The sequence below is a fragment of the Paenibacillus sp. FSL L8-0708 genome (genome assembly GCF_038009325.1).
Taxonomy (GTDB): domain Bacteria; phylum Bacillota; class Bacilli; order Paenibacillales; family Paenibacillaceae; genus Paenibacillus_AQ; species Paenibacillus_AQ odorifer.
This window is the reverse complement of the sequence record NZ_JBBPBC010000001.1, coordinates 4,195,059-4,216,202: the sequence shown is the minus strand read 5'-3', so window position 1 is coordinate 4,216,202 and position 21,144 is coordinate 4,195,059. Positions and strand designations below refer to the sequence as shown.

General features: G+C 45.7%; 39 protein-coding genes. 37 read left to right on the top strand and 2 right to left on the bottom strand.

Translation table 11 applies throughout. The features are described from left to right. Nucleotide 1: 1 nt before the first annotated feature. The 24 genes from NYE58_RS20015 (at nt 2) to NYE58_RS19905 (ending at nt 12,518) form a co-directional block, all read left to right on the top strand. Nucleotides 2-907: a recombinase RecT gene (locus NYE58_RS20015; RefSeq protein WP_341002904.1), complete on the top strand. Its 906-nt coding sequence runs from the start codon at nt 2-4 to the stop codon at nt 905-907. Further along, nucleotides 907-1,614: an MBL fold metallo-hydrolase gene (locus NYE58_RS20010; protein ID WP_341002902.1), complete on the top strand. Its 708-nt coding sequence runs from the start codon at nt 907-909 to the stop codon at nt 1,612-1,614. The genes NYE58_RS20015 and NYE58_RS20010 overlap by 1 nt, the downstream gene beginning before the upstream one ends. After that, the gene (locus NYE58_RS20005; protein ID WP_341002900.1) at nt 1,611-1,790 is read left to right on the top strand and encodes a hypothetical protein; all 180 of its coding nucleotides are present in this window, start codon (nt 1,611-1,613) and stop codon (nt 1,788-1,790) included. The genes NYE58_RS20010 and NYE58_RS20005 overlap by 4 nt, the downstream gene beginning before the upstream one ends. Beyond that, nucleotides 1,787-1,981 (top strand): hypothetical protein, encoded by a 195-nt coding sequence (locus NYE58_RS20000; RefSeq protein ID WP_341002898.1) that lies wholly within the window; start codon nt 1,787-1,789, stop codon nt 1,979-1,981. Before NYE58_RS20005 ends, NYE58_RS20000 begins: the two co-directional genes overlap by 4 nt. Then, nucleotides 1,971-2,579 (top strand): 3'-5' exonuclease, encoded by a 609-nt coding sequence (locus NYE58_RS19995; RefSeq protein WP_341002896.1) that lies wholly within the window; start codon nt 1,971-1,973, stop codon nt 2,577-2,579. Before NYE58_RS20000 ends, NYE58_RS19995 begins: the two co-directional genes overlap by 11 nt. A gap of 26 nt (nt 2,580-2,605) precedes the next feature. Then, the gene (locus tag NYE58_RS19990; RefSeq protein WP_341002894.1) at nt 2,606-3,631 is read left to right on the top strand and encodes a replication protein; all 1,026 of its coding nucleotides are present in this window, start codon (nt 2,606-2,608) and stop codon (nt 3,629-3,631) included. Next, nucleotides 3,597-4,883 carry a replicative DNA helicase gene (locus tag NYE58_RS19985; protein ID WP_341002892.1) on the top strand — a complete coding sequence of 429 codons (1,287 nt, stop codon included), beginning with the start codon at nt 3,597-3,599 and terminating at the stop codon, nt 4,881-4,883. Before NYE58_RS19990 ends, NYE58_RS19985 begins: the two co-directional genes overlap by 35 nt. Nucleotides 4,884-4,895: 12 nt before the next feature. Continuing rightward, the gene (locus NYE58_RS19980) at nt 4,896-5,285 is read left to right on the top strand and encodes a hypothetical protein (protein WP_341002891.1); all 390 of its coding nucleotides are present in this window, start codon (nt 4,896-4,898) and stop codon (nt 5,283-5,285) included. 9 nt (nt 5,286-5,294) lie between these two features. Next, nucleotides 5,295-5,522 carry a hypothetical protein gene (locus tag NYE58_RS19975; protein WP_341002890.1) on the top strand — a complete coding sequence of 76 codons (228 nt, stop codon included), beginning with the start codon at nt 5,295-5,297 and terminating at the stop codon, nt 5,520-5,522. Continuing rightward, nucleotides 5,455-5,613 carry a DUF6906 family protein gene (locus tag NYE58_RS37525; RefSeq protein ID WP_179089007.1) on the top strand — a complete coding sequence of 53 codons (159 nt, stop codon included), beginning with the start codon at nt 5,455-5,457 and terminating at the stop codon, nt 5,611-5,613. The genes NYE58_RS19975 and NYE58_RS37525 overlap by 68 nt, the downstream gene beginning before the upstream one ends. Next, the gene (locus tag NYE58_RS19970) at nt 5,613-5,792 is read left to right on the top strand and encodes a hypothetical protein (RefSeq protein ID WP_076143481.1); all 180 of its coding nucleotides are present in this window, start codon (nt 5,613-5,615) and stop codon (nt 5,790-5,792) included. The genes NYE58_RS37525 and NYE58_RS19970 overlap by 1 nt, the downstream gene beginning before the upstream one ends. Then, entirely contained in the window at nt 5,789-5,950 is a 162-nt protein-coding gene (locus tag NYE58_RS19965; protein WP_341002887.1) for a hypothetical protein, read from the top strand. Before NYE58_RS19970 ends, NYE58_RS19965 begins: the two co-directional genes overlap by 4 nt. Next, nucleotides 5,931-6,464: a crossover junction endodeoxyribonuclease RuvC gene (locus tag NYE58_RS19960; protein ID WP_076143482.1), complete on the top strand. Its 534-nt coding sequence runs from the start codon at nt 5,931-5,933 to the stop codon at nt 6,462-6,464. The genes NYE58_RS19965 and NYE58_RS19960 overlap by 20 nt, the downstream gene beginning before the upstream one ends. 2 nt (nt 6,465-6,466) lie before the next feature. Continuing rightward, nucleotides 6,467-7,489 (top strand): hypothetical protein, encoded by a 1,023-nt coding sequence (locus NYE58_RS19955; protein WP_341002885.1) that lies wholly within the window; start codon nt 6,467-6,469, stop codon nt 7,487-7,489. 36 nt (nt 7,490-7,525) lie between these two features. After that, the gene (locus tag NYE58_RS19950; protein WP_341002883.1) at nt 7,526-7,738 is read left to right on the top strand and encodes an IDEAL domain-containing protein; all 213 of its coding nucleotides are present in this window, start codon (nt 7,526-7,528) and stop codon (nt 7,736-7,738) included. Then, nucleotides 7,713-8,135 carry a hypothetical protein gene (locus tag NYE58_RS19945; protein ID WP_341002881.1) on the top strand — a complete coding sequence of 141 codons (423 nt, stop codon included), beginning with the start codon at nt 7,713-7,715 and terminating at the stop codon, nt 8,133-8,135. Before NYE58_RS19950 ends, NYE58_RS19945 begins: the two co-directional genes overlap by 26 nt. Before the next feature lie 42 nt (nt 8,136-8,177). Continuing rightward, a complete protein-coding gene (locus NYE58_RS19940; protein WP_341002975.1) occupies nt 8,178-9,956 on the top strand; it encodes a DNA cytosine methyltransferase in 1,779 nt (592 codons plus the stop codon). Then, nucleotides 9,953-10,132 (top strand): hypothetical protein, encoded by a 180-nt coding sequence (locus NYE58_RS19935; RefSeq protein WP_144024925.1) that lies wholly within the window; start codon nt 9,953-9,955, stop codon nt 10,130-10,132. Before NYE58_RS19940 ends, NYE58_RS19935 begins: the two co-directional genes overlap by 4 nt. Before the next feature lie 203 nt (nt 10,133-10,335). After that, nucleotides 10,336-10,737 (top strand): hypothetical protein, encoded by a 402-nt coding sequence (locus NYE58_RS19930; protein ID WP_076277310.1) that lies wholly within the window; start codon nt 10,336-10,338, stop codon nt 10,735-10,737. Further along, on the top strand, nt 10,734-11,114 hold the full coding sequence (locus tag NYE58_RS19925; RefSeq protein WP_341002879.1) for a hypothetical protein: 381 nt from the start codon (nt 10,734-10,736) through the stop codon (nt 11,112-11,114). Before NYE58_RS19930 ends, NYE58_RS19925 begins: the two co-directional genes overlap by 4 nt. A 142-nt stretch (nt 11,115-11,256) precedes the next feature. Beyond that, nucleotides 11,257-11,718: a hypothetical protein gene (locus NYE58_RS19920; RefSeq protein WP_341002877.1), complete on the top strand. Its 462-nt coding sequence runs from the start codon at nt 11,257-11,259 to the stop codon at nt 11,716-11,718. Continuing rightward, nucleotides 11,715-11,945, top strand: coding sequence for a hypothetical protein (locus NYE58_RS19915; RefSeq protein ID WP_341002875.1), 231 nt, complete (start codon nt 11,715-11,717; stop codon nt 11,943-11,945). Before NYE58_RS19920 ends, NYE58_RS19915 begins: the two co-directional genes overlap by 4 nt. Next, nucleotides 11,942-12,322: a hypothetical protein gene (locus NYE58_RS19910; protein WP_341002872.1), complete on the top strand. Its 381-nt coding sequence runs from the start codon at nt 11,942-11,944 to the stop codon at nt 12,320-12,322. Before NYE58_RS19915 ends, NYE58_RS19910 begins: the two co-directional genes overlap by 4 nt. Next, a complete protein-coding gene (locus tag NYE58_RS19905; RefSeq protein WP_076277313.1) occupies nt 12,315-12,518 on the top strand; it encodes a hypothetical protein in 204 nt (67 codons plus the stop codon). Before NYE58_RS19910 ends, NYE58_RS19905 begins: the two co-directional genes overlap by 8 nt. 247 nt (nt 12,519-12,765) lie before the next feature. Here the strand turns inward: NYE58_RS19905 and NYE58_RS19900 are convergent, their stop codons facing one another. After that, complete coding sequence (locus NYE58_RS19900) at nt 12,766-13,578, bottom strand: nucleotidyltransferase domain-containing protein (RefSeq protein ID WP_076277314.1); 813 nt, start codon at nt 13,576-13,578, stop codon at nt 12,766-12,768. A 278-nt stretch (nt 13,579-13,856) separates the two neighbouring features. Here NYE58_RS19900 and NYE58_RS19895 point away from each other — a divergent pair, with 278 nt between their 5' ends. The 11 genes from NYE58_RS19895 to NYE58_RS19845 all read left to right on the top strand — a co-directional run bounded on the left by NYE58_RS19895 (nt 13,857) and on the right by NYE58_RS19845 (nt 17,957). Beyond that, nucleotides 13,857-14,018 carry a hypothetical protein gene (locus tag NYE58_RS19895; protein WP_341002867.1) on the top strand — a complete coding sequence of 54 codons (162 nt, stop codon included), beginning with the start codon at nt 13,857-13,859 and terminating at the stop codon, nt 14,016-14,018. Continuing rightward, nucleotides 14,015-14,518 (top strand): hypothetical protein, encoded by a 504-nt coding sequence (locus tag NYE58_RS19890; protein ID WP_341002865.1) that lies wholly within the window; start codon nt 14,015-14,017, stop codon nt 14,516-14,518. The genes NYE58_RS19895 and NYE58_RS19890 overlap by 4 nt, the downstream gene beginning before the upstream one ends. 4 nt (nt 14,519-14,522) lie before the next feature. After that, nucleotides 14,523-14,648 (top strand): hypothetical protein, encoded by a 126-nt coding sequence (locus NYE58_RS19885; RefSeq protein ID WP_341002864.1) that lies wholly within the window; start codon nt 14,523-14,525, stop codon nt 14,646-14,648. 52 nt (nt 14,649-14,700) lie between these two features. Further along, the gene (locus tag NYE58_RS19880) at nt 14,701-14,841 is read left to right on the top strand and encodes a hypothetical protein (protein WP_341002862.1); all 141 of its coding nucleotides are present in this window, start codon (nt 14,701-14,703) and stop codon (nt 14,839-14,841) included. A gap of 46 nt (nt 14,842-14,887) precedes the next feature. Continuing rightward, nucleotides 14,888-15,256: a YopX family protein gene (locus NYE58_RS19875; RefSeq protein WP_341002860.1), complete on the top strand. Its 369-nt coding sequence runs from the start codon at nt 14,888-14,890 to the stop codon at nt 15,254-15,256. 13 nt (nt 15,257-15,269) lie between these two features. Next, nucleotides 15,270-15,440: a hypothetical protein gene (locus tag NYE58_RS19870; protein WP_341002859.1), complete on the top strand. Its 171-nt coding sequence runs from the start codon at nt 15,270-15,272 to the stop codon at nt 15,438-15,440. Between the two features lie 20 nt (nt 15,441-15,460). After that, on the top strand, nt 15,461-15,670 hold the full coding sequence (locus tag NYE58_RS19865) for a hypothetical protein (RefSeq protein ID WP_341002857.1): 210 nt from the start codon (nt 15,461-15,463) through the stop codon (nt 15,668-15,670). Between the two features lie 96 nt (nt 15,671-15,766). Beyond that, on the top strand, nt 15,767-16,252 hold the full coding sequence (locus NYE58_RS19860; protein ID WP_341002855.1) for a hypothetical protein: 486 nt from the start codon (nt 15,767-15,769) through the stop codon (nt 16,250-16,252). A 677-nt stretch (nt 16,253-16,929) separates the two neighbouring features. Continuing rightward, a complete protein-coding gene (locus NYE58_RS19855; protein WP_076143511.1) occupies nt 16,930-17,175 on the top strand; it encodes a hypothetical protein in 246 nt (81 codons plus the stop codon). Between the two features lie 63 nt (nt 17,176-17,238). Continuing rightward, the gene (locus tag NYE58_RS19850) at nt 17,239-17,595 is read left to right on the top strand and encodes a hypothetical protein (protein ID WP_341002853.1); all 357 of its coding nucleotides are present in this window, start codon (nt 17,239-17,241) and stop codon (nt 17,593-17,595) included. A gap of 167 nt (nt 17,596-17,762) precedes the next feature. After that, on the top strand, nt 17,763-17,957 hold the full coding sequence (locus NYE58_RS19845) for a hypothetical protein (protein WP_076138927.1): 195 nt from the start codon (nt 17,763-17,765) through the stop codon (nt 17,955-17,957). A gap of 235 nt (nt 17,958-18,192) precedes the next feature. Here NYE58_RS19845 and NYE58_RS19840 read toward each other — a convergent pair whose 3' ends face one another. Beyond that, the gene (locus NYE58_RS19840; protein WP_340398101.1) at nt 18,193-18,594 is read right to left on the bottom strand and encodes a hypothetical protein; all 402 of its coding nucleotides are present in this window, start codon (nt 18,592-18,594) and stop codon (nt 18,193-18,195) included. A gap of 87 nt (nt 18,595-18,681) precedes the next feature. Here NYE58_RS19840 and terS point away from each other — a divergent pair, with 87 nt between their 5' ends. Both terS and NYE58_RS19830 read left to right on the top strand, forming a co-directional pair. Next, complete coding sequence (gene terS / locus NYE58_RS19835; RefSeq protein WP_341002849.1) at nt 18,682-19,587, top strand: phage terminase small subunit; 906 nt, start codon at nt 18,682-18,684, stop codon at nt 19,585-19,587. Beyond that, nucleotides 19,580-21,010: a DEAD/DEAH box helicase family protein gene (locus tag NYE58_RS19830; protein ID WP_341002847.1), complete on the top strand. Its 1,431-nt coding sequence runs from the start codon at nt 19,580-19,582 to the stop codon at nt 21,008-21,010. The genes terS and NYE58_RS19830 overlap by 8 nt, the downstream gene beginning before the upstream one ends. The last annotated feature ends 134 nt before the right edge of the window (nt 21,011-21,144 follow it).

Genomic DNA, 21,144 nt, shown 5'->3' with positions numbered 1-21,144 from the left:
AATGAGTACAGGTAATCAGGTGGCGATTATTCAAAAGGACATCACTGATGATGTTAATCGGAGCCTTACACGGTTGCAGGATGACGGGTTGATCTTGCCAGCGAATTACAATGCGAGCAATGCGCTAAAAAGCGCCTTCTTCAAACTCCAGGAGGTACAGGATAAGAATGGCAAGCCTGCGCTGGAGGTGTGCTCGCGGGAATCTGTCGCAAATGCACTGTTGGATATGGTTGTGCAAGGATTAAGTCCGGCCAAGACACAATGCTATTTCATTGTGTACGGCAGCAAGCTTCAGCTTAATCGCTCCTATTTTGGAACACAAGCCGTTCTTAAACGTTTGTCCAACGTCAAAGATATTTGGGCAAACGTGATTTATAAGGGTGACGTATTCGAATATGAAGTTGCTGGCGGACGTGAAAAATTGGTTAAACACGAAACCAATTTTGAAAATCGGGACAATGAAATTCTAGGTGTGTATGCTGTCGTGAAGTCGGTTGATGATGAAGAAATCCTTACCGTCATGACGAAAAAGGAAGTTGACGCATCGTGGAGTCAGAGTAAAACAAGTCAATCCGTCCATAAAAAATTCCCACAAGAGATGGCAAAGCGGACTGTCATCAACCGTGCGGCCAAGGCTTACATCAACACCAGTGACGACAGCGACCTACTGGTCGATGCTATTAATCGCTCGACAGAAAACGAGTATGACGAACGTATTGATGTGACTAACGAAGAAGTCAGAGCAGAGATCGCAGAGCGTGCGAACAGAGAAGTGATTGATATCAAGCCGGGTGTTGCTCCACCGCCAGCTAAACAACAGCCGACACCAAGTACAAAGCAACCTGTTGATGATCCTCAAGGCTTTGCTGATGATGTTCCTCCTCTTGAACAAGAGATGCAGTTCTGATGATTGACATCCAATGTCTCGGCTCCAGCAGCGCGGGTAACGCCTATCGCATATCTGACGGGCATACCGTGCTTCTGCTGGAAGCCGGTTTTCCTTATAAGTTGATACAGCGGGCGCTTAACTTCCGAATGTCAGACATTGCCGGATGCCTTATCACACATGAACATCTGGATCATAGCAAGGCTGCTCCTGACATCATGCGAGCAGGTATAAACATTTACACCAGCGCAGGTACGGCAACTGCTAGAGGGTTGTCAGGACATCGTCTGAAGATCATAAAGGCGTTAGAACAGTTCACAATAGGTACTTGGACAATTCTACCTTTTGATGTTCAGCATGATGTGGAGGAGCCCTTGGGCTTCCTGTTGGCGAATACAGCGGGTGATAAGCTAGTCTTCCTGACAGATACCTATTACTGCCGGCATCGCTTCAGTGGGCTGACTCACATCATGTGTGAATGTAATTATTCTCTGGATATCGTCAATGAACGGGTAGCTAAAGGTAATCTTCATCCGGCACAGAAGAAACGGCTGCTTCGCTCACACTTTGGACTGGAGCACGTGAAAGACTTCTTGAAAGCCAATGATACCCGGAATGTCGAGGAGATTTGGTTGCTGCACTTGTCAGATGGAAACAGCGATGCTGAGCGCTTCAAGCAAGAGATTCAGGAGACCACCGGCGCGCTCGTCCGGGTAGCAGATCGATGATTGAAGATAAGCCACTCATGAAGAGCATGATGGGCGAGCGGATCTGGAAGATCATGAAGGTGGACCAGGAAGAGTTCAAGCGGGAGACCCGGGAGTACTTCGCCCGTGGTTATCCCGGTTTTACGGTCAAACGGGTGAAATACCCATTTGTTTACCTGCAGGATGATAGGGGGTGATTGACCTGAAGATTGTTCAGCAAAAAGTGTTTGTTAATGCTACTGAAGCAACGGTAAATGTTTTTCTATCTTCTATACCAGCAGAAGACATTGTTTCAACTCACTTCTGTGTTTATGGAGATCAAGGGGCGTCTGATGAGTGGACTACGATTTTTTATCGGAAAGAGGTGAAAGTTTCTAATGCTCAGTAATGTGACAGTTTTTGATTTTGAGACAACAGGTCTCAGCCCGCAACGTGATCAGGTTATTGAAATGGCAGCTATCCGGTGCATTGACGGCGAAGTCGTAAGTGAATTTCGTACCATGATTCAGTTTGAAGGTAAACTAACAGCTAAGATCACGGAGATTACGGGAATCACGGACTCTATGCTTGTGGGGGGGATGGATGAGGAGACAGCCTTCCGTGTCCTCAACCGTATGATTGGAGACAGTCTGCTGGTTGCTCACAATGCAGCTTTTGATCTATCATTCCTTCATTTCGCGCTTCAGAGACTGGCAGGCAGGACCTTCATCAATCCTTTCATTGATACCCTGACTATCAGCCGGGATCGCCATTTTTACCCACACAAGCTCGAGAACATGTGTGATAGATACGGGATTGAATTAACTGGCGCGCATCGAGCGCTTAATGATGTGTACGGTTGCTGGGAACTGCTTAAGGGAATGCATGTTGAGAGGCCAGTAGATGATTACTTGAACCGTCTTGGTTACCTCAACAAGTACGGTCCGCCCGCTTGGAGCCCACCTCACGCACGGTTGTACGGTACAGAGAATAGATATCAAAATTAGCCAGGACTGGTAAGGAGGCGGTGCCGGTGGATTCCAACGTGAACCCCCAGCCCACGGACGCCCACATACGTATCAACCACGAAATTCATAGAGAGCTGATCCGGCGGAAGTTCACTCAGCGACAGCGTAACATCATCGATTTCATTCTGACGTTGAGCTGGGGGTGCGGGAAGCCATCGGCAATTATACCGCAGCTAAAGCATTTTGAATATTGCGGAATCCGGAAGAATCACATTCGGGCAGAGCTCTTAGGGCTAGTCGAAAAGAGTGTGATTCTTTGGGAACAAAGTTTGAACATTTTCCAAATTAATAAGCACTATGACCAGTGGACGGTCGATCCAATTGAAAGTTTTGACCTCAAAAAAATGAAAGAATTAATCAGCTTAAATATCGAAAATCAGTCACCTAACCTTTCAAAATCGGTTCCTAAAAAGGGAACTGAGTTCCCGAATCAGGAACCGGATACTGGTTCCCAAAAAGGGAACTCAGTTACACAATCGGGAACTGAGTTCCTAAAAAGGGAACTGAGCGGTTCCCAAAAAGGGAACTATCCGGTTCCCAAATCGGGAACCGTGAGACGCCTCTATCCCAGTCATATCAAGGCTTTCAGCGTCTCTAAAGAAAGTATTAAAGCAATTATTAAAAAGAGCAGTAGTAATAAAGGTACTTTATCTGAAATAGATACAGAGCCTAAACCTGTCGGCAGCAACCCTAATTATTCCTTCGGATATCTCTACCAAGCGTATGAAAAAAACTTCACCGAAGGCGGCAAGGTGACACCTTTTGAAACCGAAGAATTTGGAGTTCTTTACGACGATTACGGAGGGGAATGGATGCTGAAAGCGATGAGGGAAGCGACAAGGCATAAGGTTCTGACTCTGGCTTATGTCGGAGGGATTTTGAAGGGATATCGGAAACGCGGTGGTCCGGATGTTATTGCCGGCGGCGGACGCGATTCGCCTGTAGTGACAGATATCCCTGAAAACGATCCGATCATGGAGCGCATACGAAAGGCAGATGAACAGCGACTTGCTCAATACGGAACTGCTTGAAATTGAAATCCTAGGTGCATTCTTCCTTGATCCGTCCCTTGTCTCTGAGATTGCTGTCCCCATTCAGCCGGGAGTGTTCACACAGCCTTGGCATCGAAATCTGATGAAGATGATCCAAGAGCTTCACAGGCAAGGGCGGGAGTTATCATTTACCACTTTCGCTACGGTTTTTGGAAAGCATCTTGAGAAGGTAGGCGGCCTTGATTATCTAACTAAATTAACCCAAGCGGCTGTGACGGCTGGGAGAATAGAAAAAAATGTCCGTGAGTTGATCGAAGCTGATGCCCGCCGAAAGGCGATGGTATTGGTGGAAGAATACAAGGGGAAATTTGGAGACATTTCAGCTGGAAGCTTTGAAGGTATCTTGGACGAATTTGAACAACGGGCATTGGATATACGTCCAAAGGCACTGCAAGAAGATACTCGGATGGATGACATTATCAGTTGGTATGAAGATTTGATACTTAAAACCCAAGACCCGAACAGAGCCCTCGGCTTGATGACTGGATGGGAAGGTATTGATCGGCTCACGCTTGGATTTCAACGAAAAAACCTGATTGTTGTTGGAGCTCGAACCAGCATAGGTAAATCAGCATTTGCCAATGAAATCGAACTGAGAGTGACGAAGCGTGGGTTCAAGGTTGCGAGCTTCTCGCTTGAAATGTCGAAGGAGCAGAAATATAACCGAGCACTATCGAACTTATCTGGAATTTCAATGCAGGCTATCCGATCAGGGAATTTAACACCGGGTCACTTAGATATGATCTCCCAACACATGGACTTAGTAAGGCGGATCCATATCGATGATAGTCGCAGCGTGACAGCAGATTATATCTGTTCTGAAATGCGTCGTTTAAAACGGCAGGACGGGCTAGACTTAGTTATCGTGGATTACCTTCAGGAAGTGCTGGAAGAAGCCGCAGCCAATGATAACAGTGGTTCAGGACTTCATCGGGTGTGTCAGAAGCTTCGTAAGGCAGCAAAGGATTGTGACTGTGTGATGATTGGTTTATCTCAGGTAAAGCAAGAAGTGGACATCCGGCAGAATAAGCGGCCATTCATTTCGGATTTATCCGGAAGTGCGGCTATCGGTGCTGTAGCAGATGATATTATCCTCTTGTACCGAGATGAATATTACAATCTGGACACACCGGACCCGGGCGTCATGGAAGTTAATCTGGCGAAGCAGCGTAATGGTCCTACTGGCTTGGTAAAGCTTGGGTTTAAAAAAGAAACGCAGCAAATTGCTTAAGGAGCGATGAAAATGATTCAGACTGTTAAATTCACTAGCTTTCTTACGGGTAGTCAAGATGACATTATAGTGCTTCAACGTTATGGGAGTGACTATGGAATCGTCCTGGCGCTTCCTTTTCATGAAGATACCCCTAACATTCGGCTCACCGTACCGGAGTCGTTTGAACTTAGAAACGCAATTGACGAATTGCTTGCGGTGAAATTACTTGAAAATAAAGGGTCTATTAACGACCTGAATATTATCGACAACGACTATGAGATCGTAGAAGAACAGACCAATGTGTCGCGGGCAGATCAGAGATCGCTGTGCCATTTGTTTGATCAGTACAGCAGGAAGACACCTGAAAATCAAGCTGCTATTCAAGCAATACGGCAAGTTTTGACCATTCTTGGATTGTAATGTGTTGCCATGTTGGACTTTTCAAAACTAAAATTCGGAGCAATACAGCATGAGGATGGTTTAGTGATTGTTACAAATGGCATATTTCACGGACCATTCAATCAACGGGAAATGGTCGAAGTCATGAAAATATTTAAAACGGAACAAGGACGTAGAAAGGGGAATTGTGATGAAGCAGGGGAAACGACCAACACGCCGACAAAAGCAGGAGATCAAGGAAGCAGGATTGATTGCTGAGAATTGGCTAGTAGAGCGGGATACACACGCTCAGTTAGTACTGATAAATCGGTACTCTAGCAAGTTGCGGACGATCAGGAGGGCAGTGTGATGGGTGCCTGGAACTATTGGCACGTGTATCACTACATGGTTACTCAGTACACTCATACTGGATTGGTGCCTGATCGTAACATACTACTTTCTGAATTCGTTGAGCTGGGTTCGTCAGAAATTGACGAGGGTATTGCTGAGTTTGAAACAGTAATGGGGAAGCGAGGTGAGGTCAGTTGATTCCTGATAGACCTATTGATCCTTTATTCCAGCAGAAGTATTACTTCGCTGTATTTGATAAACGTGGGCATGTCATCGGTACGGTGTATGTACTGGACACTGCAATGAAGCCGCGCAGAGAGAGGGGAGGAACTGATAATGAAGATTCTGGGTATTGACCACGGCACAAATTACGCAGGCTGGGCAACGATGGAGAACGGCAAGTCAATTGATTTAGGATTGCGGGATTTCAGTAAGATCGCTATGCCGGATGTGTTGGACGCCATTTATCAAGATACCTTCCGAATGATTGAACAGGAGCAACCGGATTTGGTTATCCTGGAGCGTCCGGTTCACTTCAAAAATGCAAACAGTGTTCTGGCCTTGGTCGGAGCATTCTCCATGGTCACTCTGGCTGCTCTACATCTTGGAATTAAAATTGCTCATATCCGTCCAACTGAACTGAAGATGCAGACCGGTAAAGGGAACGCGGACAAGGAGACCGTAGCTGTCGAAATGCAGATGCTGTTTAACCTGGATTATGACGAATTGGCCGTACCTGTTCTCTACAAAACAAATGATCCTAAGGGCAAATACAAGAAGGGTGACGTTCAGCAACGACTGTTCGATCCTTCCGATGCTCTGGCGCTTTGCTGGGCTTACCACCAAAAACATATTAAGGGAGTTGCGTAATCATGGGATATCTTGATTTCAAGGGGCTTGTTAAAAAGGTAGATCTGAAGGCAGACGGTGATGTGAACATCTTGCTTTGCGTTTCAGGAGAAGAACTTCGCGGAAAGATTGAATGGCTGCATGAAATGATTGGAGATAAGGTTACAGCGTCCTTTGATTCAACGGTTGTGAATTACAACATTGAAATCAATGCCCGGACAGAGAAGCCTATCAGAACCTATAAGGTGGACAACGGTATTGTCTCCGAGGTTAAGCCAGAAGGAGAACAACTATCAATGGATTTGGGCCTACCCGCTGAGAAGATTGAAATCAAACAACAGCCGGCAGAAATTGACCTATCCGTAATTGAAGAGTTTATCCAGTCTGGTCTGGCTCCAACGTATGAGGATTTGGATTATGACTTTGTCGCCTTTTCCCTCCGCTTGGCAAGTGGTGAGACATACATGAAGATCGCTTCTGAGCTCGGAATCAGTAGCGGAAAGATCGTCGAGAAGATTGATGAATATCGCAAGCGTGTAGCTCCTTCCGCAGCAGCTTGGCATGAGTGGATGCAGTCCCAGGGTGTAGCTCCTTCCGCAGCAGCAGAGGCTGCTCCAGTCACTGAGGATGGCGGCTCTGCTGAAGGTGAGTCGGGAGACATGGTCATTGAAGAAGTAGATGGCTCCAATCAAAACGAAGAAGGTAATGGATTCACGCCTGATTGGGAATCAGATAGCGGCCAGCCGGCAGTCGATCCTGCAAGTGGTGAAGGGCAACCATCATCTGACCAAGATGAGGCTGATGATGTCGACAAGGAACAGCTTGACGCCTTCATTCTCGCAGAACGTCCGATCTTTGCTGAAGTGGAGTATAACGGTCAACCTGTACCATTCCCCGACCTACTGGAGAAACGACTTAAGGAAAATAAGGTTTGGCGGGAAATCGCTAATGAGAATGGTATGACGAGTGGGCAGCTGTCATCGCGGTATAGCGTATACCGGAAGCTAGCAGCAAAGAAAATGAAAAGTAGCGGAGGAGCAGCTTAATAGCTGCTTCTTCTCTTACAAGGAGGTGACCACAGCATGTTCTTCATTGGACTCTATGCACTGGCCTTGAATTCTTATATCGAAGTGGTTTGGGAGACAGCTGTGCGTAATTATCGGATTGAGCAGCTGCAAGAACAAATTGACCCAGCACTCGACAACTGGGATGCAGCAGCATTTTATCAATACTCGGCAGAACTAGCAGAACTGAAGGTGGTGCAAACCCATGGGCAAATCACATTCAAAAGATGAATCGATACGGAAGTTAGCGGACCGGATTGCGCGGGCCGTTAAGGCACGAGGAATAACCGTTCAGAGATACGACGCTTACACCACTAACAGTGTTTATCTCAAGTTCGATTACGGCGTGGCGAATAGCGTCAGAATCAGTGATCATATGGGCAAGCGTGACGTCTCCAATCGTTTCAACTTACTAAAGAATATCGATCGCAGTTATGTTGAGCTTGATCGGTACCTCCGGTATTTTTACTGTACAGATGACTTCGATAAGCTGATCGCTGATATCATTCAGAATCGAAATAATCAGATCGAGAAGTACGGTTCTAGACATTATGAGTTCTTAATGAAACGTAATAAAGCAGTTAACACCGACACTAAAGGGTTTTGGAGTAAGTCCAGGATTGTTTAGAGTGGGATGTTTTACAAAAAAAATCAAGGTGGTGTATCCAAGATGAGAGAAATCATCGTTGATAACTTCGCAGGTGGCGGAGGTGCTTCCACAGGGATTGAGCTTGCAACTGGACGCTCAGTGGACATAGCGATTAACCACGATCCAGCAGCTATAGCCATGCACCGTGCGAATCATCCAGAAACTGAACATTACTGTGAATCTGTGTGGGACGTTGATCCCCGAGAAATTGCAGCAGGTCGTCCAGTAGGATTGGTTTGGCTATCACCCGACTGCAAGCACTTCAGTAAAGCCAAGGGTGGAAAACCTGTAGAAAAGACCATTCGAGGGCTTGCATGGATCGCAGTAAGATGGGCAGCTACGGTACGTCCTCGGGTGATCATGTTGGAGAATGTTGAAGAGTTTAAAACATGGGGACCGCTGATGAAAGACGGTTATCCCGATCCTGATCAAAAGGGACGGACGTTCAATTGCTTCGTCAACGCTCTACGCCGTCAAGGATATAACGTGGAATGGCGTGAACTGAGAGCATGCGATTACGGAGCGCCAACAATTCGTAAACGACTGTTTCTAATTGCTCGCCGCGATGGACGCCCGATAGTCTGGCCGGAACCCACGCACGGAGCCCCGGATAGTCAGGAAGTGTTAGCCGGCAAGCGTGCGCCATGGAGAACTGCTGCTGAAATTATAGATTGGTCGCTTCCTTGCCCATCCATATTTGAACGTAAAAAGCCACTGGCTGATAACACTTTACGTCGAATCGCTCGGGGTATTCAGAAGTTCGTAATCAATAATGCTAATCCGTTTATAGTGCGGGTGAACCATAGTGGATCTAATCATCATTATTGCGATTCTATCGAAGAGCCATTTAAGACTATCACTTCAAAGAATGGTTGGGGTCTAGTAACTCCCTATATTGCTCGTATTGGTCAGACTGGATTTGGTGGTGACTGCCTGCAATACGAAGTGGAAGATCCATTAACTACAATTACTACCAAAGCAGAACACTTGCTTGTTAGTCCTACACTGATTCAGATGGGCTACGGAGATCCAGAAGGGAAACGAGTCCTAGACCTCGATAAACCTGTTGGAACTGTAACTGCAGGAGGTAACAAATTCGCTCTTGCCGCAGCTTGCTTGATTAAGCACTATGGTGGCGGATATAAAGGACCAGGTAACGCAGTAGACGAACCACTTTCCACTGTCACAACGGTGGATCATAATGCCATCGTTACAGCTCACGTTGCACGTCATTTCGGAGAGTCAGTTGGTAGTGCTATAGATGATCCGATCGGAACAGTGACAGCTGGCGGAGGCGGAAAGAGTGCTTTAGTTACAAGCCACATGGTCAAGTTACGAGGAACGAATATCGGTCACGCAACAGATGAGCCAGTCCACACAGTGACAGCCGGAGGGCTGCATATCGGAGAGGTTAGAGCCTTTCTGATTGCTTACTACGGTTCTAGCGTAGGACAGGATCTATCAGATCCCCTGCAAACGGTAGTTACCAAAGATAGATTTGGGCTTGTGACGATTCACGGTGTGGAATATCAGATCGTAGATATCGGCATGAGAATGCTTGAGCCACATGAGCTATTCGCAGCTCAAGGGTTCCCATCCAATTACATCATTAATGTGGATGCCGATGGCAAGCGTTATTCCAAGAGCGCACAGGTAGCCCGTTGTGGTAATGCTGTTCCACCGCCGTTTGCGAAAGCCTTGGTAAGAGCAAACTTACCTGAGATGTGTGTAGGTTCCGGTAGAGGGTTGGTGCTGGAAAGATATAAGCCGGCAGTTGGGCAGATGGAGTTTAGCCTATGACAGATCTCAGTGAAGCAGCCAAGCAAATCTGTCGGGAAAATCTCAAAGACAACTGCCATCGTTGCCCATTGCGTTCGCAATGTGTACGAAATCTTGGTGCCGGGAGAGAAGCCTACGAAAGATGGTTGAGTGAGGTTAACACTGCTGCTGAGATATTAGTAAATAAGGGGGTATAACAGCACCCAACAAACAATTCACTTACGTCTTGACCGCCAAATACGGGCGCACACCATAATCATCGCAAAGATAAGTAGGAAATATAAAAATTTGGACACATCAATCACCTCTATATTACTCAAGTTAACACCTATTCAGCCCAAATAATACCATTCGATAGTTTTTGATTATGTGCTTTATATCATGAGAGGAGATAACCAGTATGAGCAGAGAGCACAAATTCCGGGGCATGGACCTTGAAGGAAACTGGCACATTGGGAATCTAGCAATACTGCCCGAGGACGTGCGGCATCTGAAAAAGGGGTATTACATTTCCAACGAGGCAGGACTCCCGTTTGCTTACCAAGTACGACCAGAGACAGTCGGTCAATATATCGGTCGTGCTGATGATAAAGGCAAAGACCTTTTCGAAGGGCAGCGAGTCAAATTCACTAATCTATCATTAGGCAGATTTTCCAAGGACGAACAATGGGCAGAAGGCGTTATTGCATACAGTGAGGAAAGCTCTGTATTTTATATCAGCCAAGGCAAAGACAGCGGATGGAATCTTAGAGAATCGTCAGTTTTAGTTGTGGATGATGAAGGAGAGGCGGCGAAGGCGTGAAAACAATTAATGAGCTGGTTAATGAAGCCCACTGTAATGCTGTAGACAAAGGTTGGTGGGTTAAGGAACGGAGTTTTGGTGAAATCATTGCCCTGATTCATTCAGAGGCTTCGGAGGCACTGGAGGACTTTAGAAATGGCAAGAAGCCTACAGAGGTTTGGTACGAAGAAAAGTCCGCTTTCGGGATGACGCTCACTCGCTTAGAAATGGCAGACGATACTTGGAAACCATGCGGCATACCGTCCGAGCTGGCAGACATTGTGATTCGTGTATTTGACGCCTGTGGTCGTTATGGAATCGATCTGGAGCAAGCAATTAAGGAGAAGATGGCTTACAACGCAACACGTCCACAACGGCACGGAGGAAAGGTTATATGACTGAACTCAAGAAATGCCCCGAATGTGGTCGGACACTTTGCCAACTCTGTGAGGAAAAACATTCAGAACTGGTCATGAAAAATAAGTTCATCGGTAATGAATTGGAAGTTTGCAAGGCATGCCATAAGGAGGTATGGGGCAAATGAGTGAATCAGGAAAAGTTTCCTTACCGACACCAGAACGGATAGAAGAGATCAAACAAACTGCTGATGATAGTTGGTTTGCTGCTGACAATTCAAGAGGAGCAGAAGCGCACTTGAGAGGCGAAGTGTTTGCCTTATGTGAAGGCATGAACGAGCTGCTGGCTGCTCTAAAAGAGTCAGAGCAACAGGTCAAGGATCTAAAAGAAGACAAACGGAAGATACTTGCCGTTCATGATGAACAGTGTGCTAGATCCTCTGAATACTACAACGAACTGATATTTGTTAAGGGCAAGTCATCAGAGGCACAGCAGATCATAGTCCGGCAACGGGAGGTACTGGAGTTCTATGCTAATCAAGAACATTGGGAGCTGCCAAGCTTCGGTAGAGGTCAATCAAAGGTTACGAGCGACAGAGGAAGTAAAGCACGTGAACTGTTGAAGGAAGGGAGCGACAAGGCATGAACCAAGAAAAGCCAATCGTAATAACGGTTTTGGTCAAGGGCGGTGGATACGAAACTATAGGTATCCTGCCAAGTATGATCGGACCATTAGCAGAATCAATTCGCAATAAAGGATATGAGGTTGCTCATCTGCCCAGTAAGTCAATAGAGGTTGAAGGCATCCTAATAACGGGAAAAGGGATCGGTGAGCGAGTTATCATGCTCGGAATGGAGGGAGCTAAGTCATGACACAGGTAAAGGAATGGAGCAACCAGCAGCTTAACCGGGCGCTGGCGGAGTTGATGGGATGGACTGATTTTAAAGAGGATGGTCATGGAGGAATGTGGGCAACAGCACCTGACTTTCTTTGGACAAACAAAATGCCAGACTATTGCACCGACCCTGCTGCCAGCCTAGAGGTACAGGCAAAGGCTAAAGAGGTAGACGCAAAAATGTATGTTTGGAATCTATCTATTGTCAAATGGAAGGACGCTGTAGAACCTGAAGAAATTGACGGATGGGAATCAATAAATCTTGAAGATATTGGTGACTTACTCACCGCCAGCCCCCGAGAGAGGGCAGAGGCAGCATATATGACACTACAGGGGGCGAAAGGGAATGAGTAACCAAGTGAGGCATTTTAAAGCGGTAATGCCAAGTGGCGATTTGATCGGATTATTTCAAACAAACTCAGGAATTATGCTGTTAAGCCAAATTCAAAATGTAAAAGCGGAATTCGGAGGAACGGTAGTTGAGTTGAATAAGACTGAATATGATGCGCTTCTTGAAATGTCGAAGGCGAAAGAGAGTGTAACTCATTAGGCTGAAAGCCATCGTCCGACAGCATAAACCCAGCAACGCGGGGGCCGAACCAGATCATTAAGGGAGTAGGAGTATCCCTCCTCTCCTAAAGAGTAGACAATACGGTGCAGTAGAAGGGAGAGTCGGTTTTTAAACGAAGGCATCTCTGAACGAGAAAATAAAGTCATAGACTGCTGCTGAGTTGTTGAACCAACGTTTCCCGTTAGCAAAAAAAAGTTGTTTTTTACAAGAATATAAAGATTCTACTTTAGTGAATAGTTGTTTCGAGAGCTCTGTCTAGATCATGTGATGCTTCAATAATGGCTGGCTCCAAATTACTCAGCCATTCGGAATACTCTAGACGTGATACCATGGTTGGATTCTTCCTTAGCTCCTTGCATCTCTTCAAATTATCTTTCCATCTGCCACTAAGATGTAAAAGCCCCCAATCTGCTGCTTGGCTTTTAGACAGGATAACACCTTCCTGCCACCAAGCTATAAATTTGGATGCTAACAGGAGCCAGTCAATGGAATGAAGGCTATTTCCCTTGCCAAACTTCCGCATGCACTTGGTATATTCTTTAAAAAAGAGAATGAACTCATCCTTCGAGTAAGATGGAATATTGTCTAGATGGGACTCACCATACAACAAGATACTCTGCTCCTTGATCGTGTACAGGGTGAACAGGTCTAATTGATTTTCTGTCCAGATGGTTTCGCGCTTTGTTCCCCACCATAAGCCACTGCCCTTTTCTCCACTCAGCATATTAATCGTGAGAAAGGCGCCCTCAAGCATATCAGTATAGAGGTTGGGGATCTGTCTATCGACGGATCTTCTAAGAAGGGATGATCTATAATTGGATCTTTGTTTTCTTAAAAGTTCGATTTCATTTTGGCTTAGGTCCTCACCAATTACGACGAGAAAATCCAAATCCCCGTATCCCGGGGATAAATCATTGTGGATGGCCGAACCGTAAAGGTAAATGCTTCGCAACTTTCTATTAAGAATGGCTCGGATATTTTCGACAAACATGGACAAGGTTCGCTCAAGTATTTCGTCTTCAAATGATTGGATCAACATTAAGATCGCTCCATTATGAATTTTTATTTTTAGATTTTTCTAAACACTATAATACCATATATTTCAATCTATCTATCTATCTATCTTCTGCCCTAGTTAGCCAAGGTTGCCAGATGGATCCGCGGCAGCTGGTCTTGGTTATTACCATAACTATATCTATTCTGCCCGCTAGCTTAATAAAGCTTTTTCATCAAGAGTCATAGTAATTGTTGTACAGTACGAAGATACAGGGACAGAGAGGGTTAATAGCCCTCTCTCCCACAAGGAGGATATAAGAGATGAACAGATTTGAAGTCGAAGCTAAAGAAACGGAATGGAAAAAGGTACTACGAGATATGAAGGAAAGTGGAGTCATAACCAGCGCCACAAAAAAAAACTTGAACGGTAAAATCAGCGTGTGGTGTTACGATCAAACGCATGTCGGGGAGGAAGCCCAATGACACAAAGGGACTGGCAAAAGGATATGGAGATGGCCCATACAGCCAGATATGAGTATGACATTAGCCACCTTAACAATGTGCTTGATTCACTGTTCTACTGGTTGGGGGCGTATGGCGGCTTAGAATCAGCATATGAGAAACAAATAGTTGAGGCTGGAAAATACTCAGAGCGTGCAGACGCAGCAGAGGCACGAGTAAAAGAACTGGAATCAATCATTAAGGCGGCAAACGATGAAAATGATTGGTTGATAAGCGGCGATGCCGATGAATTATATGGAGAGGCTATATCCACCCTTTACCCAGATACCCCAGCACCCAAGGAGGGAACAGATTGGCTTAATGAAGAGTCTTGTGCCCGCTGTGGAAGAAATAAGCCCGTTGAAGGATATGAATGGTGTTCAGAGTGTAGACCAGATCTGAAAGCCAAGGAGGAGAGCCATGAAACTAGTGAAATTGAAAGATGTGATAGAGACATTGGAAGATTTAAAGGACAACTATAATGATTTGCGTTTGTTGATAGCTGACCAAGTTAGAGACAAGCAAATCGCTGAAGCGAAAAATAACTTTGAGAAGTTGGAGAGATTAGGGAAAGCAATAGAGCAAATGGAGAACTTGAATGTACAAGTATAGACGAATGACAGCCGCAGGGTTGGCTGTACTGAACTTATAAGGGGGCTGAGACATGAAGGTCACTTATTTCAAATGGCATAATAACTACGATCTACTGATAGGTGTTTCCTATCAAGCAACACGATATAAGCCGGGCTGGTTATTAATCGAAGGCGTGCTGTATCGGGAAGAATGCTTTACGGAAGCACTGTAACGGACAATTTAGGGGGCTGAAACCCCAATCAAAGGAGACGATCAGATTGAGCAGAGTCCCAAAATATCGCGCGTGGTACAAGCCATTAGGAGTCATGATTCATTCGGAAAATCTGGTAATGATTAATTTTGACACTAAAGTATTGGGCGTATACATGGAAATGGACGGAAAGGGATACCACGTACTGAGGATGTCTGACTTCGAACTATTAGAGTACACGGGGTTAAAGGACAAGAATGAACAGGAGATCTACGAAGGATATATCTTATTGTGGGAGCATAAAGGGTTGAGTGTTAAGGTGAAAGTCCGTTTTAAGGATGGAATGTTCCTAGCTGGAGATATGCCATTATACGACTGCCTGGACGAAGAAATCATCGGCAACATCTACGAGAATCCAGAACTAATAGAGGTATAAGGGAGGATAACAGATGGCAAAGTTTATTAAGGTAGAGGGCATGAGAATTAACGTTGATCACATCAAAAGGTACTTTGCTGATGATGATGGAGAACATACAAGGATATGTACTACTGATGGGCAAGTGTATGTTGTGAGAAATACTGTGAATGAGATAGACGAGTTTATTTCAAATAATGACTAAGTTATAAGAGGGAGAAGAGGATGATCATTAAAACTACAGATACACTCACTACACCGCGCGGCACGATAGTCTCAGGAGCGTCATTCCGAGCAGTTCGAGATAAGGTTGGATTCCGCATCAACAGCGGAGAATACAGCGGTATAGGCGTGCCAGAGTCTTCAGCAATCATACTTAGTAATGTCGTTCTTGATGAAGATGGTAAGATACCTCGAAATGGAAGATTCGCTTGATAAGCAAACAAAGACCCCCATATCCTTGGCCGGGGCGGGGGTCCTAAAATGAAAAGCATTCCTCTTGACATTATAACATAAAGGGGAATGAGGGGAATGGCGATGGTATACGAACAAGGGGAACTGTTCGCTAAAGCATCAGACAAGGAAATCGAAGAAACCGAGTTCTATCTCGAACGATATAGAGACATGATTTTGTTTATTGAGGATTTTAACGGATTCCAATCAGAAATGGCTCAGGTCGCGGTTGATGGAGAGGTTGCTCGCAGGCTAAGCGCGGATGAGCTGTATGCTGACAAAACGGCCAATGCTGTGATCCTGACTGAAAAGCAGAAGTGGATGTATGAGCGGTATCGCGTTTATACGTTCATGATCTTCCGGGCATACAACCTAATCCCGCACCAGGGAATAAAGAAGGTGATCAAGGCTCGCTTCATTGAAGGACATAACCGCAGCAATACGATCCTGTTTACTTATGCATCAGGCAGCACCGTGGATCGTTACATTGAGAGGGGAACCAAGATGATAGCGAACTCCCTAGTACAGATGGGATTCTTCGATGAAATTTTGAAGAGGAACTGAAGAAAACATGGCGGAATAGCGGGGTTTTCTGAACACCACATGAAGATTCTACCGTGCTATATTGGTAATGTGGAAATCGGGCGAGAGTGACATGCACGGCTACAGCAATGTAGCATTAACCGGGGCGTACCTCCTCTCGCTTTTCTATTTACTCTGTACTTGAATTCCCTTGTCCCCTAGAACCGTGACCACAGCGGTTAAAGTATGGATCGTGGAGGTAGCCGGCTACCTGAGTAAGTGCCGAACAAAAAACTGGATAATGCCTGTTGAGGAGCGATAGCGCCGAGGGCGAATATCTCCCATTCCGGGAATGGCGGATTAGCGATAGCCGCATCTAATAAATTATCGCCTTATACATGAGGGGTGTCTGGACGCAACGCCAGCAAGAAACGGGCCGAAGCCGGGGTTCAAATCCCTGCCCCCGCTATTATCGAATGAGTGAGTAAATAGGAGGCTAGTTGAGATTTACGGGAGCGTATTGTCTGTGATCGGATGTAGTGGCTTTGACTTCGATTTATCAGGATCAGTAAAATGGTGTTGTTCTCCTCTGTAACAATGGAGATAAAGATTTTAAGCAAAGAGCGAAGCGCATTTGCTGCGGACGCTTAGCGGACGCCGTACTTATGTTTGCAGGAATTTAATTCCTTCTGTCGAAATAAAGTGGCAGGAGGTGTTATATGGATATTTTTGGTGATTCAGTGAGTAAAACATTTAATGCGATGGCACTGGCCATAGCTGAAGGGTTGGGATTGTATCTGCTTCTTCCGATGCTCGCAGCTGCGATACTCTTACGGATTCTGCGAGTAAAAGGTGAAGCTCACAAGTTTTTAGTTGGAATTGTTGGTTTGGTAGGGCTGTATCTCTTCTTCCAATACGGAATAGATGATTTTGGAGCAAAAATACAGCAAAGCACGGCACCGTAATACATAACTCGGAAGTCGCTCATAATTGGGCGGCTTTTTTATTATGCCGAAAGGGTGATTCTAGTGGAGATAGCAGCAGAGCTTAATGATATGGAAATGACCTGTGAAGAGGTTGCGGATACTCTCGCAGGACCATATAGACTCAATAAGAAGGAACAGCGCTTGCTCGCTTATTTACTGGATGATAGCAAAAGTAAGAATATCGGGGATATCTGTAGAGCGCTTAAGACCACAGCTCGGACATTGATAGGTAAGACGAAGCCTGATCTGGAACGAAAGATTGATGTCGTTGGTTCGGAAGCATGGAAACGCGATCTGGAGGCGGCACTTAAATCTAGTTCGATTTCTAAACAGGAAATGAGCCAATGGCTTTACTTGTATTCGGGAAAGGAAAATGATCATGGCGAAAAAGAAGAATAGCATCCGGCATCCGCTGGTTAAAGAGCATCTGAATCAGCCGGCGAAGTGCGCTCGTTGCATATGGGGTCGCTGGGAAGGAACAAGGCAGTTTTGTGGCAGACCTGTTTGTCAGAAGGGGAAATCTTCCTAGACGTCGAATTATGATGTCGAAGGGAGGTGTCTAAAAGATGGCTAAGACAGATTATGAATTAGCAGCTGAGATCACCCAAGAACTTATAAAGGCAAGGGGAGTAGCTATTTCAGGTGTTGACGCTGCACACTCGGCAATAGCGAGTTTCACACAAGTTCATTTAAGCGCGGAAGCTGTAGCAGATGCGTATAAAGTGATTCTTAAAGGGGTAAGAGAAGGAATAAGAGGATAAAACGAAGCACCTTAACGGGTGCTTTTTTTCATGCCTATATATGACCTTCTGAGAGTCGATTTCAGCGTTTGTGATAGAGGACGTCCAATTGTGAGGATGGAGTTGGAGAATGGCAGGACGGTACAAGTCATAAGGTGTGTTGATGCGTTTGAGCCTGACCCTACAGCAAAACCGACTTAACATAAGCAAGCCAGATTCTTTAGTAATTGTTCAAGCTCAACCGGCTGACGATTATCTATAAAATTTCATCAATTATTGCAATCATGATTGTGTAGGAAGCGCACTTCTTGTAAGTGTTGCTATTGATAGAATTGAAATAAATCATTATTCCTGCGATCAAGAGTGTTGTTATAGAATATAGAACTTGATAAAAGGGGTCTGTGGATTGTACTAGACCAAAGGCTCCTGTAAGCAGGGAGATGGCTATAGCAGATATTGCTAGTGCGTTTGATACCGCAGGAGAGCTGGATAGTTGGCTTTGAAATTTAATTCTTGTGTTTTTTAAATCTTCTTCACTAACTTGGTTACGATTTTTATAATCAAGCAATTTGTTTTTTGCATCTTCAATATTATCGGGATTAACTTTTTTTATCTTTCGCAATTCTTCTTCAATTTGATAAATTCTAGTATAAGACATATATATTGACCTCCAATTAGTTTTAATGATATATCGGCACAAGTAAATGGAAAGTTTACAGATTATTCCGGGGGTGGTGAAATGTAAATGCCAAGAGAAAGAGACCCAAAAAGGGCAGAAGCTAAGAAGTTATGGCTGGACAGCGGCGGGCAGCTCGATCTTGTAGAAATTGCAGCTCAGTTGAATGTGTCTGCTGGTACGATTCGGGGCTGGAAGAGTAAGGATAACTGGTCTGGTCATTTGAACGGAACGTTCCGAACTGATGAAGGGAACGCTCCAAATAAACAGGAACATTCTAAAAGAAAGACGGGCGCGCCGAAGGGTAACAAGAACGCCTTGGGCAACAAAGGCGGCGCTCCTCCGGGTAGTAAGAATGCCCTCGGTAACAAGGGCGGCCATGGCGGTCCCTTCGGTAACAAGAAGGCCGTTACCACTGGTGAACATGAAATGATCTGGTTAGACACTCTTACTGAAGCCGAACAGCAGCTAATGGATCATATTAATACTGATCCAGTTGCTCAGGCTGATGAATCTATTACCCTTCTTTCTGTACGGGAACGTCGCATGATGCAGCGGATCAAGAACCTGATGGACGGCCTAACCGAGAAAGAGCGCAGTGAGTTGCAAGAGCTTAAGAGCATCAAGGGCATGGGTACCGTTCACGATGAGAAGTCAGGCATTACGAAGAGTGTTCCGGTTACCCGTGATGAAATGGTACTCTCCAAGGTGGAGGAGAAGACATTCCGCAAACTGGATGACATCTTGAAGCTGGAAGAAGCCTTAACCCGCATACAGGATAAGAAGATCCGCGCTATTGAGCTGAAGAACAAACTTATTGCGGTCGATGAAGAAAAACAGGTACGCACGGAAATCCTCCGGATTGAGCTCCAGAAGATGCAAGGAGCAGAAGGTGCAACCGCGAGCTGGACTGATGCAATTCGAGAGATTGCAGAGCGGCGCAGAGCCTTGAAAGCGAGTGAACAACATGAGTAGTAAACCGTACAATGCCGTCGCTGCTCTAACTGATCTCATTGATTTATACTGGGACGATCCGGTCGCTTTCTCCGAGGATATGCTCGGCTTTGATCCAGACGATTGGCAGCGGAAGGCAATGGCTGATGTATCCATGCATCCACGTACCAGTATTCGCTCCGGTCAGGGTGTGGGAAAGACGGCATTTGAGGCAGCTCTTGTTATCTGGTTCCTCTGCTGCCGACCTAACCCTAAAGTGGTTTGTACTGCTCCGACCAAACAGCAACTGCATGATGTGCTTTGGGCTGAGGTTTCCAAGTGGTTAGAACGCTCGCTGGTAAAGAACCTGCTGAAATGGACCAAGACCAAGATTTATATGGTGGGTCATGAGGAACGCTGGTTTGCGACAGCCAGGACAGCGACGAAACCAGAAAACATGGCAGGGTTTCATGAAGATTACATGCTATTTGTAGTCGATGAAGCATCGGGTATTGATGACCGGATCATGGAAACCATACTCGGTACACTATCTGGTGACGGAAATAAGCTTTTGCTATGTAGTAACCCGACTCGGACGAGTGGGGTTTTTTATGATTCTCACAATCGTGACCGATCAAGGTTCAAGACCCATAAGGTTGATAGCAGGGATAGCAAGCGTACCAGCCGCGAGAACATCGAGATGCTGATTGATAAATATGGAGCAGACAGCGATGTTATTCGGGTCCGTGTCTTCGGCGAGTTTCCGAAGGCTGAAGCAGATGCTTTTATTCCCCTGGAGCTGGTAGAACTTGCGGCAGGTGCTCGTGTCGAAGCGAGAGGTGACACTCTTCACATTGGAGTGGACGTGGCACGCTTCGGAGATGATGAAACGGTTATTGCCCCACGAGTCGGTATGAAGGTATTTCCACTGCAATGCTACAACAAGCAAGACACCATGGTCACCGCCGGCAGAGTTATTGCTGCTGGCAGGGAGATGCTGAGAGTTATGCCAGCTCTTCGCCGTGTTGAGATCAAGGTCGATGACAGTGGAGTTGGCGGCGGAGTCACAGACCGCCTGAACGAGGTGATTCTTGAAGAGGGTCTTACAGATTGGTGGGTCATCCCAGTGAATAACGGCAGTAAGGCTACCGATGATGAACTGGAACATTACGAGAACAGAGGTACCGAATCATGGGCCATTCTCAGGGATGTTCTCCAAGAAGCCTTTTCCAAACATCTGCAGGGTGGGTCAATGGAGATTGAGCTTCCAAATGATGAGAGGTTGATCACTCAGTTAACACAGCGGAAGTACCGTATGACCAGCAAGGGACGGATTGCCCTGGAGCGGAAAGAGGATATGAAGAAGCGTGGTCTTGATTCTCCTGACCGAGCTGATGCGGTGATTCTGTCGTTTGTAACCGAGAAGGATATGCAGTATACCAATCAACGGCCTTCGGGCTGGTAAAAGGAGGTTGGGTATCTTGAAGAAGAAAGGTATTAAGGTAGGCTCATTTAACATTAACGGCAAGGGCAAAGTAACCACATATTCCTGCACTGTGACCGATAAGTAATCGGTCTTTTTTATTGCTCAGAAAGGAG